This is a genomic window from Streptomyces sp. NPDC086835, from assembly GCF_044745705.1.
GTDB lineage: Bacteria > Actinomycetota > Actinomycetes > Streptomycetales > Streptomycetaceae > Streptomyces.
This window is the reverse complement of the sequence record NZ_JBIVAU010000006.1, coordinates 157,663-175,277: the sequence shown is the minus strand read 5'-3', so window position 1 is coordinate 175,277 and position 17,615 is coordinate 157,663. Positions and strand designations below refer to the sequence as shown.

The following is a 17,615-nucleotide window of genomic DNA, read 5'->3' as shown; positions in this document are numbered from 1 at the left end:
CAGATGGCCATGCCGCTCCGCCAGACCGTCAGGGTCGGGACCTATCTCTTCGAACAGAAGCTCCGCAAGCGCGACAAGTTCCCTCTGATCGTCGAACTCGAACCGCTCTACGCGTGCAACCTCGCATGCGAGGGCTGCGGAAAGATCCAGCACCCCGCCGGGGTGCTCAAGCAGCGGATGCCGGTGGCGCAGGCGGTCGGCGCGGTGCTGGAGTCCGGTGCCCCGATGGTCTCGATCGCCGGCGGCGAGCCGCTGATGCATCCTCAGATCGACGAGATCGTGCGTCAGTTGGTGGCCCGCCGGAAATACGTGTTCCTCTGCACCAACGCCGTTCTGCTCCGCAAGAAGATCGAGAAGTTCACGCCCTCCCGGTACTTCGCCTTCGCCGTGCACATCGACGGACTGCGGGAGCGGCACGACGAATCGGTCGCCAAGGAGGGCGTGTTCGACGAGGCGGTCGCGGCGATCAAGGAAGCCAAGCGTCGCGGCTTCCGGGTCACGACCAACTCGACCTTCTTCAACACCGACACCCCGCAGACGGTCATCGAGGTCCTGAACTACCTCAACGACGACCTCAAGGTCGACGAGATGATGATCTCGCCCGCCTACGCCTACGAGAAGGCGCCCGACCAGGAGCACTTCCTCGGCGTCGAGCAGACCAGGGAGCTGTTCAGGAAGGCCTTCGCCGGCGGCAACCGGCGGCGTTGGAGGCTCAACCACTCCCCGCTCTTCCTGGACTTCCTCGAGGGCAGGGCCGACTTCCCCTGCACCGCGTGGGCGATCCCCAACTACTCCCTCTTCGGCTGGCAGCGCCCCTGCTACCTGATGAGCGACGGCTACGTCCCCACCTACCGCGAACTCGTCGAGGACACCGACTGGGACAAGTACGGCCGTGGCAAGGACCCGCGCTGCGCCAACTGCATGGCCCACTGCGGCTACGAGCCCACCGCGGTCCTCGCCACCATGGGATCGCTCAAGGAATCGCTCCGGGCCGCCCGCGAGACGGTCTCCGGGTCCCGGTGACCGGTATGTGACCGACCGACACTCTGGACCAGGAGAGCCGAGGAATGACCGAGCAGCCCAAGAGCTTCGATCTGGCGGAACTGCTGGCGCGGCGCGGTGACGAGCGCTACGAGCTGCACGCCCGGTACCTCAACCACCAACTCCCGCGGATGCTGCGCACCATCGGGTTCGACAAGGTCTACGACCGGGCGGAGGGGGCCTACTTCTACGACACCGAGGGCAACGACTACCTCGACATGCTCGCCGGTTTCGGGGTGATGGGCCTCGGCCGGCACCACCCGGTCGTGAACAAGGCGCTGCACGACGTCATCGACGCCTCGCTCGCGGACCTGGTCCGGTTCGACTGCCAGCCGCTGCCGGGACTGCTGGCGGAGAAGCTGCTCGAGCACACCCCGCACCTGGACCGGGTGTACTTCGGCAACAGCGGGACGGAGGCCGTCGAAGCGGCGCTGAAGTTCGCCAGGTACGTGACGGGCCGGCCCAGGATCCTGTACTGCACGCACGCCTTCCACGGGCTGACGACCGGAGCGCTGTCGGTCAACGGCGAGGACGGGTTCCGCGACGGCTTCTCCCCGCTGCTGCCGGACACCGCCGTCGCGATGGGCGATCTCGCCGCACTCGAGCGCGAGCTGGTGCGCGGCGACGTGGCCGCGTTCATCGTCGAACCGATCCAGGGCAAGGGCGTCCACCCGACACCCCCCGGGTTCCTTCGGGGCGCCCAGGAGCTGCTGCAGAAGTACAAGGCGCTGCTGATCGCGGACGAGGTCCAGACGGGCCTCGGGCGCACCGGCGACTTCTACGCCTTCCAGTACGAGGCGGGTGTCGAGCCCGACCTCGTCTGCGTGGCCAAAGCGCTGTCCGGTGGCTATGTGCCCGTCGGCGCGACCCTCGGCAGGGACTGGATCTTCAAGAAGGTCTACTCGTCGATGGACCGGGTCCTGGTGCACTCCGCGAGCTTCGGCTCCAACGCCCAGGCGATGGCGGCGGGGCTCGCCGTGCTGTCGGTGCTGGAGAACGAGCACATCGTGAAGAACGCGCGGGTGACGGGCGAGCTGCTGCGGGCCCGCCTGGCGTCGCTCGTCGACCGGTACGAGCTGCTGCACGCCGTGCGCGGTCGGGGGCTGATGATCGGCATCGAGTTCGGGCGGCCGGAGTCGATCAAGCTGCGCAGTCGCTGGACCGTGCTCCAGGCGGCCCGGAAGGGACTGTTCGCGCAGATGGTGGTGGTGCCGCTGCTCCAGCGGCACCGGATCCTCACCCAGGTCTCCGGGGATCACATGGAAGTGATCAAGCTGATCCCTCCGCTGATCATCGGGGAGACGGAGGTCGACCGTTTCGTCGGCGCGTTCGAAGCCGTGATGGAGGACGCGCACGGCGGGGGCGGACTGATGTGGGACTTCGGCAAGACTCTGATGAAGCAGGCGGTCGCCAACCGCTGACCAGCTATTTTGCCTGTGAGGCAAAGAAATTTGCCTCACAGGCAATACTCTGGCCCAATGGAGGCATGACCACCTCTGCCGAGCCGACGGACGAGGGGCTGCCCGACATGGCGCCCCGGCTGCGCGAACTGCGCCGCCGCCGTGGACTCACCCTCGAGGTCGCCGCCCAGCGGGCGGGCCTCTCGCCCGCCCATCTCTCCCGGCTCGAGACGGGACAGCGGCAGCCCTCGCTGCCGATGCTCCTCGCGCTCGCCCGCATCTACGGTACGACGGTCGCCGAACTGCTCGGCGAACAACCGGCTGAACGCGATCCGGTCATCCGTGGCCGCGACCGCGAGCCCATGGCCGCGGTCGGCTGGGACTACCACCAGGCCGGCAACCCGGGACGTGCCATGCAGGCCCTGCGTGTCTTCGTGCCGCACGGCGTGCAGGGCGACCTCGTACGGGTTCACCCCGGCGAGGAGTGGCTCCACGTCGTGAGCGGGCGGCTGCGGCTCGGCCTCGGGGACACCGTCCACGAGCTCGCCGCCGGCGACAGCGCGCACTTCGACTCGCTCACCCCGCACCGCATCGCGGCGGCCGGCCCCGAGGGGGCGGAAATGCTGTTCGTGCACACCCTGCTGCAGGCCCCCGAACTACACCCCGTCCCTGACCGGTGAGGAACTCATCCCGCATGTCGTACGACCCCTTGGACAGGCGCACCACCGGCGACGAGAGCCCGCGTGAGGAGCGTTTCCCGCGCGGACTGGTGATCCGGCTCTTCGCCTACCTCATCGCCGGCCACGTCATCGCCGGGTTCCTCTACCTGCTGTTCCTGGTGGGCGGTCAGAACCAGTGACAGGCGGGGCTCAGCCCTGCTCGAGCAGCCGTTCCCGCAGACGCTCACGCGTCGCCGGGGACAGCCGCAGGCCCTCGGTGAGGTAGCGCTCCGTCGTGCCCCAGTTCTCCTCGATCGCCTCGAAGGCCGCGGCCAGGTACTCGGCACGGGCGTCGAAGAGCGGGCCGAGCAGCTCCATCACCTCGGGTGACATCGCGTCAGGACCGTTGCCGCTGCGCCGGACCTTGTAACGGCGGTGCGGGTCGTTGGACTTGAGGTAGTCCGCCTCGATGGCGTCGCGCTCCACGCCGACGGCGAGCAGCGACACCGCTATCGACAGGCCGGCGCGGTCCTTGCCCGCGGCGCAGTGCATCAGGGCGGGGACGCTGTCCTCGGCCAGGGCGTGCAGCACCCGGCTGTGCTCCGCCGTCCGCTCCTTGATGATCATCCGGTACGAGGCGATCATCCGTCCGGCGGCCTTGCCGTCCGCGAGGATCGACTTCAGCTGGTCCAGATTCCCGTCCCGGACCATCGTCCAGAACTCCGCGCCGTCCGCGGGATCGCTCAGCGGCAGGTTCACATTGCGCACTCCGGGCAGGTCGATGTCCGGCCCCTCGAGCTTCTGGTCCGCCGCGTTGCGGAAGTCGAAGATCGTGTGGAGGCCCAGGGTCGACAGGAACGCGGCGTCGGCCGCCGTCGCGTGTGCCAGGTGGCCGCTGCGGAAGAGCCTGCCGGGCCGCACCCGCCGCCCGTCCGTCGTCGGCAGGCCGCCCACGTCCCGGAAGTTACGGACCCCGGTCAGCTCGGGCTCTGTAGAGGGGACCTGCGGCAGCTGCTGCGTCACGGGGACTCCTTCGGAGGACAGTCGCCGGCGCTGTTCGCCGGGCGATGGCGCGGCCTCGACCATACGACACACGTGCATCGGCCGGTCATCCTGGCCGCCGGGCACGGTGGTTGGCGCCCCCACGCGCCGTTGCCACCGTGGGCCGCCCGGCGGATGATGTGCGGGCCTGTGCGGAGCTGTGAGTATCCGAGGGGTCAGATGATCGAGAACGTTGGCAAAGGGCGTACCTGGGTCCTCTCCGGGCCCACGAGCAGCTACGCCCTCCACCTCACCGACGCGGACGAGGTGGTGCACCTCCACTGGGGCGGGCGTATCCCGGCCGCCGCCGTGGAGGCCCTCGCGGCCGCGGGCCCGCCGCCGTACCGGCCCTTCGAGTCCCCGCTCGACGGCCGCGAGGAATACCCCGTCGAAGGCGGTCCGCGCTTCGTGCGCCCGGCGCTGTCGGTCAGGACCGAGAGCGTCCGCGGCACGGAATGGACCTTCGCCGGCTGGACCACCGAGGACGACGAGCTGAGGCTGCGCTTCCGCGACGAGCTGGTGGGCCTCGGCCTGACCCTCCACTACCGCATGCGCGGCGACAGCGACGTGATCGAACGCTGGGTCACCGTCGCACACGAGGGCACGGGCCCCGACCTCGAACTGCTCCGGGCCGATGCCGCCGCCTGGACACTGCCGCTGCGGGAGGCGTGGCGGCTCTCCCAGCTGCACGGCCGCTGGGCCGCCGAGTCCCGGCTCGTGCGCGACACGCTCCCGTACGGGGAGACGACGATCGGCAGCCGGCGCGGTCACACCGGTCACCAGCACCTGCCCTGGGTGGCCCTGGACGCGGAAGGCGCCACCGAGGAACACGGCGAGGTGTACGGCTTGGCCCTCGGCTGGTCCGGATCGTGGCGGATCTGCGTGCAGCGGCTGCCGGACGGGGCCGTACAGATCACCGGAGGGGCGGGGCACGACGACTCGGGGCTTCAGCGGCTCGCGCCGGGCGGGACGTACACCTCGCCCGTCTTCGCCGGCCTGTGGAGCGACGGGGGATTCGGCGGAGCGAGCAGGGCGTGGCACGCCTGGCAGCTGGCCCACGTGATTCCCGACGCCGGCCAGGTGCGGCCCGTGCTCTACAACTCGTGGGAGGCCACCGGCTTCGACATCTCGCAGCACCAGCAGTCGGCGCTCGCCCGGCGGGCCGCCGCTATGGGCGTCGAGCTGTTCGTCGTGGACGACGGCTGGTTCGGGCGGCGCACCGGAGACCGGTCCGGGCTCGGCGACTGGACACCGAACCCGGACCGCTTCCCCGGCGGGCTGGGGCCGCTGGCAGCCGAAGTGCACGCGCTCGGCATGAAGTTCGGCATCTGGGTGGAGCCGGAGATGGTCAACGAGGACAGCGACCTCTACCGGGCGCATCCCGACTGGGTCCAGCACCATCCGGGGCGGACACGGACCGAGTTCCGCAACCAGCTGGTGCTCAACCTCGCACGCGAGGACGTACGGGCGTACCTGTGGGAGCAGCTCGACACACTGCTCTCCGGAGCGCCGGTGGACCATGTGAAGTGGGACTTCAACCGCTGCTTCACGGATACGGGCTGGCCGGGGGAGCCGTACCCGCAGAAACTGTGGACCGAGCACGTCGAAGGCTTCTACGGGCTGCTGGACCGGCTGCGGGCGGCGCATCCCACGGTCGCCTTCGAGTCCTGCTCCGGCGGGGGCGGCAGGATCGATCTGGGGGTCCTCGCCCGCACCGACCAGGTGTGGACATCGGACAATACGGACCCGCTGGACCGGCTCGCCGTCCAGCACGGCTTCAGCCAGCTGCATCCGGCCCGGGTCATGGCGGCCTGGGTCACCGACAGCCCAGGCGTCCAGCTCAACGGTCGCCGCAGCAGTCTGCGCTTCCGGTTCGTGAGCGCCATGGCCGGGGTGCTGGGCGTCGGCGCAGACCTCTCGGCCTGGAGCGAGGCGGAGCTGGCGGAGGCGCGCGACTGGGTCCGGCTCTACAAGGAGATCAGGCCGCTGGTCCAGCACGGCGAGCTGTACCGGCTGCGGGCGCCGGAGGGCGGTCTCAGTGCCGTGCAGTACGTACGGGACGAGGAGACGGTGGTGCTCGCGCTGCTCCAGGCCCAGAGCTACGGGGAGCGGCCGCCGGCGCTCCGGCTGCGCGGCGTCGAGGCGACGGCGGCCTACGTGTGTGCCGACACCGGAGCGGTCCACCAGGGCGGGGTGCTGCTTCACCACGGAATTCACACCGGACTGAAGGGTGATTTCGACGCCACAGTGATCCGGCTCCGTCGGATGTGATCCACCGGCCTCAATTCGCCTTGCTCGTAAAGGGGGAGCGGGAATTGCGGAACGGGACCGGCAGCCGACGGCGACGGAAACCGGCGGAGCGCAGGAGGCGAGGAGAAGGAGTCCCTGGCCGGTCGGCCGGAAGTGACCGGTGTCACGGGCTTTCGTCGGCGGGCTGCGAAGTGGGGCAAGGGTGGCGGGTTTTGATGGGCAAGTGCGGGACTAGATGACTAAATGATGCTTCTGTCCGAATTGGATGGTTGCGTATAACGTGCCCCGTAAGAAGGGGAGATGGGTTCCGTCTCGTGAGCAGCGTCATATCCGTGACGTTCTGTGGCCGCGGCGCCGATGTGAATTCCGTTGCCGGCAAGGTAATTGGCCGTCTCTTGTCGACGGAGGGTGACCGCGAATCCGTGAAGACGGGGCGCCGGTCATTGATCGTGGAAAGTCGCGGCTTGTCCCACGCTGCCCGACTCGCCTACGGTCACGCTCAATCCGGACGGACCGCCTAATCCTGCCGCCGCCCGGAATTCGACCCTATCCACGCGTGGCAGGAGCGGGGGACCCAGGTAGTACGCCGCATCCGGACAATCCGGACGGCTTGGGGTGAAGTCGCACCGCGTGTGCGACCGGGCATCTCCAGCCCGAACCCGACAGCTCACCTCGTAGGCGCCGGAGAGGAATGCGCCATGCCCGCGAAGGGTAAGCACCGCCGTCCCAAGACCAACCCGATCACCCGCGGCTTCGTCGTCGCCGGTACGGGTGGCGCCGCCATCGCGCTCCCGCTGTTCGGCGCCACCACGGCCAATGCCGCCCCGGCGGAGGCTCCGGCCGTAGCGGAGAAGGCCGCCGCCGCCGCGGCCCCGGCCTCCGCGCCCGCGGCCGCTCCCGCCGCCAAGAAGGCTCCCAAGACGTACACGGTCGTCGCCGGGGACTACCTGTCGAAGATCGCCGCCGAGCAGGACGTCCGCGGAGGCTGGAAGCAGCTCTTCAACGACAACCGCCGTGTCATCGGTGCCGACCCGTCGCTGATCCACCCGGGTCTGGAGCTGACGATCGGCGCGAAGAACAAGGCGAAGAACGACCCGGAGCCCCGCTCCGAGTCCCAGACCCGCCCGTCCCGCGACGACTCGCGGTCCGCCGCGCCCAAGGCCGAGGCTCCGCAGGCCAAGGCTCCCGCCAAGGAGGCCGCGACCACTTCGTCCGGTTCCGGCTTCAGTGCCCCCGTCGACGCGGGCGTCACCACCCCGTACCGGGCCTCCGGTGCCATGTGGTCCAGCGGCTACCACACCGGTGTCGATTTCGCCGCCCCCTCCGGCAGCTCCGTCAAGGCCATCGGCGCGGGTACCGTCGTCTCCGCCGGCTGGGGCGGTGCCTACGGCAACGAGGTCGTCATCCAGCACACGGACGGCACCTACTCGCAGTACGCCCACCTCTCCTCGCTCGCCGTCTCCAGCGGCCAGTCGGTGACCGGTGGTCAGCAGATCGGGCTGTCCGGTTCCACCGGCAACTCCTCGGGTCCGCACCTGCACTTCGAGGTCCGCACCGGCCCCTCCTACGGTTCGGACATCGACCCGCTGGCCTACCTGCGCCAGCACGGCGTCTCCCTCTGAGTCGTCCGGCCGCACACCGCCCGCAGGTGAGTCCCCGTTCCGCATCAGGCGGAGCGGGGGCTTCCGCGTATTCCGGCCTGCCGGAATTTGACGGGTGGTAAAGATCACGGCGCGTCAACCCCTCCTTACGGTCGCGTAGGTCACATCCGTGAAGGAAAGATGTGCTCCCGTGGCAGACGATTCGAGAACAGAGAACAGTGGCGTATTCGGGTCGTACGCGGCGATCGGTGACAGCTTCACCGAAGGCGTGGGGGACCCGGGGCCCGACGGGAGATTCGTCGGATGGGCGGACCGGTTCGCCGTCCTGCTCGCCGACCGGAGGCCGGAGCACTCCTTCCGGTACGCCAACCTCGCCGTACGCGGCCGCCTCCTCGACCAGATCGTCGAGGAGCAGGTGCCGAGGGCGCGCCAACTCGCGCCGGACCTGGTGACCTTCTGCGCCGGCGGCAACGACATCATCCGGCCCGGCTCCGACCCCGACGACGTCGCGGAACGCTTCGAACGCGCGGTGGCCGACCTGGCCGGCTCCGTCGGCACCGTCATGGTGACCACCGGTTTCGACACCCGGGACGTGCCGGTCCTGCGGCATCTGCGCGGCAAGATCGCCACGTACACCGCCCACGTACGGGCCATCGCCGACCGCTACGACTGCCCCGTGCTGGACCTGTGGTCGCTCAAGTCCGTCCAGGACCGGCGTGCTTGGGACGCCGACCGGCTCCACCTGTCACCCGAGGGGCACACCAGGGTCGCGCTGCGCGCCGCTCAGGTCCTCGGGATCGAGGTGCCCGCCGATCCCGACCAGCCGTGGCCGCCGCTGCCCCCGCGCGGGACGCTCGAGGTGCGCCGGGACGACATCCAGTGGGCGCGCGAGTATCTGGTGCCCTGGATCGGGCGGCGGCTCCGCGGCGAGAGCTCCGGCGATCATGTGGAGGCCAAGCGCCCCGACCTGCTGCCCCTCTGAGGCGCACTGCGGTCCGGAGCGCGCGGTGGTCCGGACCGCCGAGGCGGCGTCGGTGCGCCCGGACCGCCCAGGGCCTGTCCGGACGATCTTTCCGGGGCGCAGGCATCCAGGCCCAGCGGCTGCCGGCGGAGTACCTCTTCGACCACACCATGGCCGGACGGATCCAGGCATGGACGGACTGGGCCAACCTCGCCGAGCGGCGTGCCGTGGAGAAGGCGGGTCTCGTCAGGGAGGGTGTGCTGCGCTCCGCGGTGTGGCTCGGCGGGCAGTGGCGTGATGCGGTGATCTACTCCATGCTCCGCGCGGAGCGGCCCGGCGGCGAACCGATGTGAGTGCGGGACGAAGATCGACCTGATCGACCGGACAAGTCCTGCGTGAGGGCGGACGGAGCCGCCGGAGGAATCGGCGACGGGATCCGTTCGAGGACTCCGCCCGCGAAGACGTCGTACAGCGGCAACGTCTCCAGGTGGACGTACCCGATGTGGCAGTCGCACACGGCGAGTGGGCAGGCGCGGGGGCGCAGTGCGCGGCGGTACGAGCCGTCGTAGAGGTTGCCCAGCTCCGCGCGGACGAAGTGGCAGCGGCGCACGGTCCCCTCGCCGTCCACCGAGACGACACTCTCGCCCGTGCGGCACGGCAGCCCGGCGGAACGGTGCGGGTGGCGGCTGTAGGGGAAGAGCGGATCCAGCTCCGTCCATGCCTGTGCCTCGGCGTCGGAGAGCTCGTGTCCTTCGGGCGCGTTCACCCACAGATAGATGTGGCCGGGCAGGTCGGCGCGGAGCCTGCGCGCCTCCTCCAGATGGCCCGGGAAGCCGACGATGCCCACGCTGAAACGGATCTCCCGCCGTATCAGATCCCGGCACTTGCTGATGAACCGGTCGTAAGGTGTCTGACCGGGATGATAGGTGCACCATAGGGCGAGGGTCTCCGGGGACGCCTCCGCCAGCCAGTCCGTCCGGCAGCTCAGATTCGTCTGGATCGCGACCCGGCGGATATGCGGCAGGTGCGACAACTCCGTCAGGGTCCGGCGGTACCAGGAGCGGACCAGCCCCTCTCCCCACGGCGTGAACAGGACCGACAGCCGGTCACCGGTCTGCCCGGCGGCCCACCCCGCGAAGCGCTCCAGCGCGGCGCGGTCCGCGCGCAGCTGCTCCCGGCTGTCGCGGCGCTTCGCGAACGGACAGTAGGGGCAGTCGTAGTCGCAGGACGACAACGGGCCCCGGTACAGCACGGTCAGATCCATGGACCCGCTCACTTCAGCTCGTACGAAGCCATGGCCGCCCGGACCGCGGGCGAGAACAGCTCGGGGCCCAGGGCGTCCGAATGGGCGAGCCCTTCGGGCGACAGCCTCAGCCGGCCGGGGGCGGCGGCCGGGTCGAGCCAGCCGCGGGCGGCGAACCGGTCCAGTTCCGCGGCGAAATGGCCGTCGGGAACAGAGCCGAACCGCTCGCGGTAGCCGGCCACGTCCATCCCCTCGGCCTGGAGCAGCGACTGGAGGAGGTGCCGGCGGCGTGCCTCGTCCTCGTCGACCCGCCGGCCCACCTCCGCCCGCGAGAAGTCCTCCGTCGTCGTGAAGTCGTCGATGATGCGGCGTATCTGGCCCATGTCGACGGCGTAGTCGAAGGAGTAGTGGAGGCTCGAGGTGTAGGAGCGGGCGCCGCAGCCCAGCCCGATCATGCCGTCCGTCTGGCAGGCATGGTCGTCGGAGGCCGACGGGGGCGCGCCCGCGCGGCGGAACATACGCATGGACACCTGCTCGTACCCGCGGGCGAGAAGATGGTCGCGGCCCGCGCGGTACAGACGCAGCCGCTGCTCGTCCCAGGCGGCGTCACCCGCCGCGCCCAGCCGGCCCAGGCCGGTCAGCGGACGCACGTACAGCGGGTAGAGGTACAGCTCCTCCGGCTCCCAGCCGAGGGCGGCGTCGAGCGACGAGAGCCACGTCTGTTCGGTCTGACCGTCGATGCCGTAGATCAGGTCGATGTTGAGGACGGGGATCCGTGCCTCCCGTATCCGACCGAGCGCGGCCTCCACATCGGCACGGCGCTGCGGCCGCACCGCGGCCCTCGCCTCCGCGTCGACGAAACTCTGCACGCCGATGCTGACCCTGGTCGTGCCGCGTTCGGCGAGCACGGCCAGCCGGTCCGCGGTCGCCGTGGCGGGCGACGTCTCCACCGACAGCGGCACCGCGCTCAGGTCGGCGCCCATCCGCTTCTCCGCGATGTCGCAGAGCCGCTCCAGCTCCGCGGCCGTCAGGAACGTCGGCGTGCCGCCGCCGAACGCGGCCGCCGCGAACCGCACCGGGTCGCCGTCCCCGAGGGCCTCGCGCACGGCGACCGCCTGCCGGTCGAGGGCGTCGAGGTAACGCCCGGTCAGCTGATCAGGTGCGCCGATCCTGGTGAACAGGTTGCAGAAGCCGCACCGGACCTCGCAGAACGGAATGTGCAGATACAGCGAGAGAGCGTCCTTGGGTTCCCCTGCCCACAGTTCGCGCAGGGGCGGCCGGTCCTCGAGAGGCCGGTAGGCCGTCTTGTGCGGATAGGCGTAGACATAGCTCTGGTAGGGGCGCGGAGAGTCGGGGCCGACGAGGGCTGCGGGTGCTGTCGCCGGGGCTGTCATGGGGGTCGACACGGGGGTGCTCATGCGGAGGCCTCGAGGAAGAAGTGGGCGTAGGGGACGGTCCAGACGGCCTCGTGGCCGAGGCGGTGGCCGGTGAAACCGCCGTCGCCGTACGCGGTGCCGTGGTCGGAGCAGACGATCGCGAAGCACCGGCGGCGGCTGCTCGCGGCGGCGAACAGACGCCCGATGTGACGGTCGACGTACTCGAGCGCCGCGGCGTGCGTATCCCGGGAGTCACCGTCGTCCCGGGTCGCTCCCGGCAGATGGAACCAGTTGGGCTGGTGCAGGGAGGGCACGTTGACGAACAGGAACAGTCTGCGCTCGCGCGGCAGGGAGGCCACGACCTGCTCCGCCCGCTCCACCTGCGCCTCGAAGGACGTGGGAGAGGCGACCGAGAACGAGGGCTCCCAGTGGCTCTCCTGGAACATCCCCGGCAGCACGGAGCCGAGCGGGCCCTGCTTGTTGAAGAACCCGACACCGCCGATGCACACCGTGCGATAACCGGCCCCGGCGAGGGCGGAGACGAGGTCGGGGGTGTCGAAGACGTACGTGCGTCCGGCGGTGGTCTCACTGCCGGCGAAACGGGCGGCGAACAGCCTCGGATGGGGCCCCTGTTCGGCCGGCGTGGGCAGGAACCCGGCGAACATCGCCTGATGGGCGGCGTACGTGAAACTGCCGGGCGCGTGCCGCTTCTCCCAGACGCCGCCCGGGAGATGACGGGCCAGGTTGGGGAGCCGGCCGGCCGCGGCCAGTTCGGCGGCGACGTCGAAACGCAGGGTGTCGAGCGTGACGAGCAGCAGGTCGTCCCGCCCCACGACCTCGTTCATGTCGGGCGTGCCGCCTTCGGCAGGCGCCTCCTGGCCGTGTCCGGCGGTGATGTCACGGTGTTGCACTTCGGTGGTTCCTCGTCCCGCGTAGTACGGCGGCGACCTGCGCCGCATAAGTGTCCTGGCCTTCAGCGCCGCTGCCGGGCATCCCGGTGAGCCCCGGCAGCAGATCCCCGAAGGCGTTGACCTCCCCGACGGCGAAACGCCGCCAGCCGGTCGACGGCAGCAGATCGACCCCGACACGGGAGACACCGGGAAAGCACGCAGCGGCTCGCTCGCACACCCCCAGGGCCCCGGTCCAACTGCCACCCGCCGCCTCCGTCGCGGCACGGGCCTCGGCGAGATCGCCGCGCAGCCCGCCCAGATGGAGATTGGTCATGGGGGAGCGGCTCGTCCGCACCACCGCGTGGGTGGCGCGGCCGGCGACCACCACCACCCGCAGATCGGCGACCCGGCCGCGCTGCGAGGCCTTCGGCAGCCAGCGCTCGATGTGCAGGCCGTCCGGCGCGAGCGCGTCGACCAGTGCGGCGACCTCGCGTTCGGAGCCGTAGCGCCGCACCCGCAGGGAGTTGAACAGACGTCCCTCCGCGTCCCGCTCCACCGACGTGGTGGCCTGCACCCGTCCCCCGCCCGCCGTCTCCAGCGCCATCACACCGGACGCGGATGAGCCGTGCGCCGGTTTGACGAACACCCGCCGCATGCCGGTCGCCGCCAGCAGCGAGCGCACATCGTCCCAGCCGCGCACCGGGGGCGCGGCCGCTCCGGAGGTCGGCGACCGGGGCACCGCCACGCCCGCCGCGAGCAGCGCCGCGTGGCACAGCCGCTTGTCGAACAGCACGGCGAGTTCCGCCGGATCGTCGAGCAGCCGTGCCCCGCCCGCCTCCGCCCGGACCGCGATGTCGCGTACGGCGGCGGTGAACCGCTCGTACCACAGCGCCGAACCCTCCACGCGGGTCGGATCGTCCACGCCGCGCAGCGCCCGCTCCACCTCGCGGTCCTCGCCCGGGGAGTCGATCCGCACCAGCTCCCCCGGGCGGAACTCCGCCCGGCCACGCAGTACGTCGAGCCAGGGCACCACCCGGGCGGCGGGCGCTCCGGCCTCACACAGCGCGTCCTGGAAGAGGGCGACACGGCGGTTGGCCGGATTGCCGACGACCGCGAGCGGCGGACCGGACAAGCGGCGGGCGGAGCCGGTCACTCCGCGACGGCCGTGTATCGGTCTTCCCTGTCGCCGGAACCATTTCCCTCCGACCCGGAGACGTCGAGCTCCACCCCGGCAGGCACCAGGGCGTCGGACAGGCGCTGCACCATCGCCTCGCTCATGAAGTGGTGATGCAGATCGAGCTTCTTGAGGTGCGTCAGCGGCTGGCCGTTCAACAGCGCCTCCGCGCCGTCGTCGCCCAGGGTGCCCATCGACAGGTCCAGCATCTCCAGGCGGGCCACGACCGGAGCGCCGGCGAGCGCCACCGCGATCTCGTCCTGTATCTCGCTGTTGCGCAGCGCCAGATACCGCAGCCTCGGCAGCCTGGTCCCCGACAGGAACGGCTCCAGGTCCGACACATCCGCGTTCGCGCCGTACCACGACGTGCCGAGCCAGAGGTCGAGATTCTCCAGCGCCGGCAGGTCGCTCGCCCCGATACCGCGGACCACGGCCACGTCCAGACCGCCGCTCTCCACGACCAGGGTCTCCAGCCGCTCGTGCTTCACCGCCGGGAACACCAGATCCTGGCCGCCGCGCACACCGAAGTGCTCGAGCTGCGGGAAGCCGTCGAGGAGCCGGGTCACCTCGCCCTGGTTGATCCAGGAGATCTCGCACTCCTCGAACGTGATGTCACCGACGAACAGCCCACGCAGCCGAGGCAGTTTCTCCTTCGCGCCGAGCAGCGCCGAGATGACCTCCCCGGGACCGGAGTCGTACGCGTCGCTCCACGAGCCGACGATCAGCGCGCGCACCCGGGTGGTGTCCACCGTCGCGGTGAAGCGGGCGAACGCCTCCTCCCACTCCTCCTCGCTCTCGTAGGAGTCGACTGAGATCCGCCAGGCCACACCCTCCGGCGCCGGCAGCACGGTCCCTGACGTGGCCTGTGCCTCGGAGTCGGGGAAGTCGAACGCGGGCAGGCCGTACCACTCCTGCAGATGGTTCGAGATGGTCATGACGGGGCTCCAGACACCGGTGAGGCTTGATCGGCTGACGTGTGAGCAGTTCTACCAAGGGCCACTGACAGCCCCGCCCGCGGGGCGGCCGGGGGCCGGCGGCGACGCCGGACCCCGTTGTCAGACCCTCCCCTTAACGTCGGGAACAGGTCGGACGCAGTGGGCGAACGGCGGAAAGGGGAGAGCCATGTACCGGCAGGGGGACGTCCTGATCGTGTCTGTCGCGGAGGACGCCGTGCCACCGCACGTCACCGACGCGCCGGGGGAGCCACGGGACGCACGCGGCCGGATGGTGCTCGCCCTCGGCGAGGTCACGGGCCACGCCCACGCGGTGACGGGACCCGGCCGACTGGTGCGAGAGCCGGGGCCGTTCGGCCCGATGCTCCTTCACCTTCCGGAAGGCGGCCGGGTGGTGCACGAGGAGCACTCGGCGATACCGCTGCCGAAGGGGTGGTACCGGGTCGTGCGCCAGCGGGAGTACCTGCCGGGAGCGGTGCGGATCGTCGCCGACTGAGCTGCGGCGGGCGGCAGGCGGCGGGGACGACGGACAGAACGACAACAGGGGACAGGACTTCACATGCAGTATGCGGACAAGTGGCGGGCGATCGCGGCGGCGACAGGACCGGCGGACCGGTCCGCCGCGGAGGAGGGCGTGCGGCTCGCCTACCGTGCGGCGGGGCTCGCCGCGCCCGACCGGATCGTCTGGGCGGACTCGCCCCTCTCGGGCGTGAACGCCGTCCAGGAGCTTCAGGAACCGGGGCGCTCCGTGCGCGACGAGGTGCGCACCCGCCCCTGGGCGGACGAACGGCGCCGCGTCCACGACGAGTTGGGGCCCGGTGGCTGGACCGCGCTGTGGAGCGGCACCGGAGCACTCCTGTGGGACAGCACCCGCGCCCTGGCCGAGCGCATACGCACCGGCGTCGTGGACGCGTTGCTCGAGAAGGCACCGGAGGGCGCCGCCGAGCGTGCCGCGGAGGAGACGAGGATCCGGGGCGTCCTGCTCGACGCGGTCCTCGGACAGCACGACGCCGCATGGCTCGCCGCCTTCGACGGCCGCAGCGACCGGTTGACGGGGCTGGCCCGGGTCGCGGAGCACGCCGGCTGGTGGTGGCCCTTCGAGAACGCCGTCGTCATCTGCGAACGGCCCTCCGGGCTGCACCGGGACGAGGCCGGCCGGCTCGACAACGGCGAGGGCCCCGCCCTCGTCTTCCCGGACGGATTCGCCCTCCACGCATGGCGCGGCATGCCCGTGCCCGCCGAGTTCCTCCGCGAACTCACGGCCCTGACCCCGGAGCGCATACGCGACGAGGAGAACGCGGAACTGCGCCGCGTGATGCTCGAGTACTACGGCTACGACCGGTATCTCGCGGAGTCCGGCGCCGAGCCCGTGCACCGCGACGAGACCGGCATCCTGTGGCGGATCGCGCTCGCGGACGACGAGGACGTGGTGATGGTCGAGGTGGTCAACTCCACTCCGGAGCCCGACGGCTCGCACCGGACGTACTGGCTGCGCGTGCCGCCCACGACGCGCACGGCGAAGGAGGGCGTCGCCTGGACGTTCGGGCTGGACGCCGCCGTCTACGAACCGGTACGGCAGACCTGAGCGGCGCCGCCGTCCTCACCGTCCCGGTTCGCTGTCACCGTCCCGGGCGGGAGCAGGGGACTCAGCGCGCCGTCGCCGTCAGTTCGGCGTGGTCGATGCCCAGCTCCCGGGCGAGGGCCTCGTCGGCCCACTGGAGCATGGCCGCCCGGGACAGCGAGCCCGCGTACGACGTCATCTGGACGGCCAGCCCGTCGAGGAACGCCGTCAGCCGCCAGGCCGCCGCCGCCGGATCCTGACAGGGGAACTCGCCGGCGGCCGCCCCCTCGGCTATGACCTCCGTGAGGGCGGACTTCCACTGCTGGTCGAGGGCGCGGGACACGTCCCGCAGGGCCGGTTCCCGCAGCGACACCGCCCAGGCGTCGATCCACAGCCGCCAGCCCTTGGCCTGTCCGGTCGGGGCGTACCAGCGCACCGCCGCGCGAAGCCGGCGCAGCGCGGTGGTGCGCCGCCCGAGAAGCCTGCGGAGATGGGCCAGATCCGCGTCGGCGGCATGCGTGAAGGCGGCCGCCACCAGCTTCTCCTTGGTGGAGAAGTGGTAGAGCACCAGGGCGCTGCTCACCCCCAGCGCGTCGGCGACGTCGGCGATCCGCACGGCCGCCACGCCCCGGGTCTCAATCTGCTCGACGGCGGCGCCCAGGATCTCCTCGCGCCTCTCCGCCACGCTCAACCGAACTCTGGCCACGGCGTCACAGTACACAGCTGATCTTGGATGAAGTCCAGCCCTGTACAGGGCCTTCCTCAGGCGGCCGCGGCCGACGCGACCGTCCTGTGCGTCCGTCGGCGCCGCCCCTCGTGCGTCAGCCGGCGGGGACCTCCCCGGCGGCGACTTCGGCCTCGGCCTGTTCCCGCGCCGGGATCTCGCAGTGGTCCTTGAAGCCCTGGCTGGTGAGGCCGAGTGCGGTGTTCATCCTGGACCGCAGGTTCTCCACCGCCACGATCGCCGTGAGCTCCACGAACGCCGCCTCGCCCAGTGCGGCGACCAACCGCCCGGCGAGATCGTCGTCGATCTCCGGCGGGTTGGCCGTCATGGCCTCCGCGAACTCCATGACGTCCCGCTCCAGCGGGGTGTACGCGTCGCTCTCCCGCCACAGGGGCACCTCGCGCACCTTGCGGGCGTCCATCCCGCGCTGCCTGTTCTCCCAGTGCCCGAAGTCCATGCACCAGCTGCAGCCGATCGAGGCGGCGGAGGCCATCACCGCGAGCGCCTTGAGATCCGCGTCGAGCTTGTTCCACCTGCCCACCGCCATCTCGAAGCGCAGATCGGCCCGGAGCACCCTGGGGTTGTGCCCCAGCGCGCGGACCGGGTCGAGGATCTTGCCGTAGGCGCGCTTCGAGTACCACTGGGCCGCGCGCAGGAAGAGTGAGCGGCGCGGGTCGAGGGAAATACGGGCCATGACGTGCTCCTCATGGGGGAAGCCGTGTGCTGTCACCACCACGACGG

At 70.9% G+C, this 17,615-nt stretch carries 18 protein-coding genes and 1 riboswitch; of the genes, 10 read left to right on the top strand and 8 right to left on the bottom strand.

Annotation, left to right across the window (positions count from 1 at the left end; translation table 11 throughout):
- Window positions 1-3: 3 nt before the first annotated feature.
- From hpnH to ACIPJI_RS20850, 4 genes are all read left to right on the top strand, one after another.
- Window positions 4-1,023, top strand: a complete 1,020-nt coding sequence (gene hpnH, locus ACIPJI_RS20865; RefSeq protein WP_356623666.1) for an adenosyl-hopene transferase HpnH — start codon at window positions 4-6, stop codon at window positions 1,021-1,023.
- A 44-nt stretch (window positions 1,024-1,067) separates the two neighbouring features.
- Entirely contained in the window at window positions 1,068-2,462 is a 1,395-nt protein-coding gene (locus ACIPJI_RS20860) for an aspartate aminotransferase family protein (RefSeq protein WP_402247913.1), read from the top strand.
- Between the two features lie 65 nt (window positions 2,463-2,527).
- Window positions 2,528-3,121 (top strand): helix-turn-helix domain-containing protein, encoded by a 594-nt coding sequence (locus ACIPJI_RS20855; RefSeq protein ID WP_402247912.1) that lies wholly within the window; start codon window positions 2,528-2,530, stop codon window positions 3,119-3,121.
- Window positions 3,122-3,135: 14 nt separating this feature from the next.
- Window positions 3,136-3,300, top strand: coding sequence for a DUF6126 family protein (locus ACIPJI_RS20850; protein ID WP_307709611.1), 165 nt, complete (start codon window positions 3,136-3,138; stop codon window positions 3,298-3,300).
- A gap of 10 nt (window positions 3,301-3,310) precedes the next feature.
- Here ACIPJI_RS20850 and ACIPJI_RS20845 read toward each other — a convergent pair whose 3' ends face one another.
- On the bottom strand, window positions 3,311-4,123 hold the full coding sequence (locus ACIPJI_RS20845; RefSeq protein WP_402247910.1) for a tyrosine-protein phosphatase: 813 nt from the start codon (window positions 4,121-4,123) through the stop codon (window positions 3,311-3,313).
- A 198-nt stretch (window positions 4,124-4,321) separates the two neighbouring features.
- On the opposite strand from ACIPJI_RS20845, the gene ACIPJI_RS20840 reads away from it, so the two are divergent.
- From ACIPJI_RS20840 to ACIPJI_RS20825, 4 genes are all read left to right on the top strand, one after another.
- Window positions 4,322-6,412: an alpha-galactosidase gene (locus ACIPJI_RS20840; protein ID WP_402247908.1), complete on the top strand. Its 2,091-nt coding sequence runs from the start codon at window positions 4,322-4,324 to the stop codon at window positions 6,410-6,412.
- A gap of 511 nt (window positions 6,413-6,923) precedes the next feature.
- Window positions 6,924-7,085, top strand: a riboswitch (cyclic di-AMP (ydaO/yuaA leader).
- A 4-nt stretch (window positions 7,086-7,089) separates the two neighbouring features.
- Window positions 7,090-8,013: a peptidoglycan DD-metalloendopeptidase family protein gene (locus ACIPJI_RS20835; protein WP_402247906.1), complete on the top strand. Its 924-nt coding sequence runs from the start codon at window positions 7,090-7,092 to the stop codon at window positions 8,011-8,013.
- A 169-nt stretch (window positions 8,014-8,182) separates the two neighbouring features.
- On the top strand, window positions 8,183-8,974 hold the full coding sequence (locus ACIPJI_RS20830; RefSeq protein ID WP_307709615.1) for an SGNH/GDSL hydrolase family protein: 792 nt from the start codon (window positions 8,183-8,185) through the stop codon (window positions 8,972-8,974).
- Window positions 8,975-9,123: 149 nt separating this feature from the next.
- A complete protein-coding gene (locus ACIPJI_RS20825; RefSeq protein WP_402247904.1) occupies window positions 9,124-9,306 on the top strand; it encodes a GNAT family N-acetyltransferase in 183 nt (60 codons plus the stop codon).
- Here ACIPJI_RS20825 and ACIPJI_RS20820 read toward each other — a convergent pair.
- Genes ACIPJI_RS20820 through ACIPJI_RS20800 form a run of 5 tightly spaced genes read right to left on the bottom strand, consistent with a single transcriptional unit; the run spans window position 9,261 to window position 14,571 of the window.
- Window positions 9,261-10,217, bottom strand: a complete 957-nt coding sequence (locus tag ACIPJI_RS20820; RefSeq protein ID WP_402247902.1) for an STM4011 family radical SAM protein — start codon at window positions 10,215-10,217, stop codon at window positions 9,261-9,263. The two genes, ACIPJI_RS20825 and ACIPJI_RS20820, sit on opposite strands and share 46 nt — an antisense overlap.
- An 8-nt stretch (window positions 10,218-10,225) precedes the next feature.
- Window positions 10,226-11,590: an STM4012 family radical SAM protein gene (locus tag ACIPJI_RS20815; protein WP_402248241.1), complete on the bottom strand. Its 1,365-nt coding sequence runs from the start codon at window positions 11,588-11,590 to the stop codon at window positions 10,226-10,228.
- Between the two features lie 20 nt (window positions 11,591-11,610).
- Window positions 11,611-12,417, bottom strand: coding sequence for an STM4013/SEN3800 family hydrolase (locus tag ACIPJI_RS20810; protein WP_402248239.1), 807 nt, complete (start codon window positions 12,415-12,417; stop codon window positions 11,611-11,613).
- A gap of 52 nt (window positions 12,418-12,469) precedes the next feature.
- Window positions 12,470-13,615 carry an STM4014 family protein gene (locus ACIPJI_RS20805; RefSeq protein ID WP_402247900.1) on the bottom strand — a complete coding sequence of 382 codons (1,146 nt, stop codon included), beginning with the start codon at window positions 13,613-13,615 and terminating at the stop codon, window positions 12,470-12,472.
- Window positions 13,612-14,571: an STM4015 family protein gene (locus ACIPJI_RS20800; protein ID WP_307709618.1), complete on the bottom strand. Its 960-nt coding sequence runs from the start codon at window positions 14,569-14,571 to the stop codon at window positions 13,612-13,614. Before ACIPJI_RS20800 ends, ACIPJI_RS20805 begins: the two co-directional genes overlap by 4 nt.
- Window positions 14,572-14,758: 187 nt before the next feature.
- Between ACIPJI_RS20800 and ACIPJI_RS20795 the strand changes: the two genes are divergently transcribed.
- On the top strand, window positions 14,759-15,085 hold the full coding sequence (locus ACIPJI_RS20795; RefSeq protein WP_402247898.1) for a hypothetical protein: 327 nt from the start codon (window positions 14,759-14,761) through the stop codon (window positions 15,083-15,085).
- A 63-nt stretch (window positions 15,086-15,148) separates the two neighbouring features.
- On the top strand, window positions 15,149-16,174 hold the full coding sequence (locus tag ACIPJI_RS20790; protein ID WP_402247896.1) for a DUF6745 domain-containing protein: 1,026 nt from the start codon (window positions 15,149-15,151) through the stop codon (window positions 16,172-16,174).
- 61 nt (window positions 16,175-16,235) lie between these two features.
- Here ACIPJI_RS20790 and ACIPJI_RS20785 read toward each other — a convergent pair whose 3' ends face one another.
- The gene (locus ACIPJI_RS20785; protein ID WP_356623683.1) at window positions 16,236-16,856 is read right to left on the bottom strand and encodes a TetR family transcriptional regulator C-terminal domain-containing protein; all 621 of its coding nucleotides are present in this window, start codon (window positions 16,854-16,856) and stop codon (window positions 16,236-16,238) included.
- A gap of 115 nt (window positions 16,857-16,971) precedes the next feature.
- Window positions 16,972-17,568, bottom strand: coding sequence for a carboxymuconolactone decarboxylase family protein (locus ACIPJI_RS20780; RefSeq protein WP_402247894.1), 597 nt, complete (start codon window positions 17,566-17,568; stop codon window positions 16,972-16,974).
- Window positions 17,569-17,615: the final 47 nt, after the last annotated feature.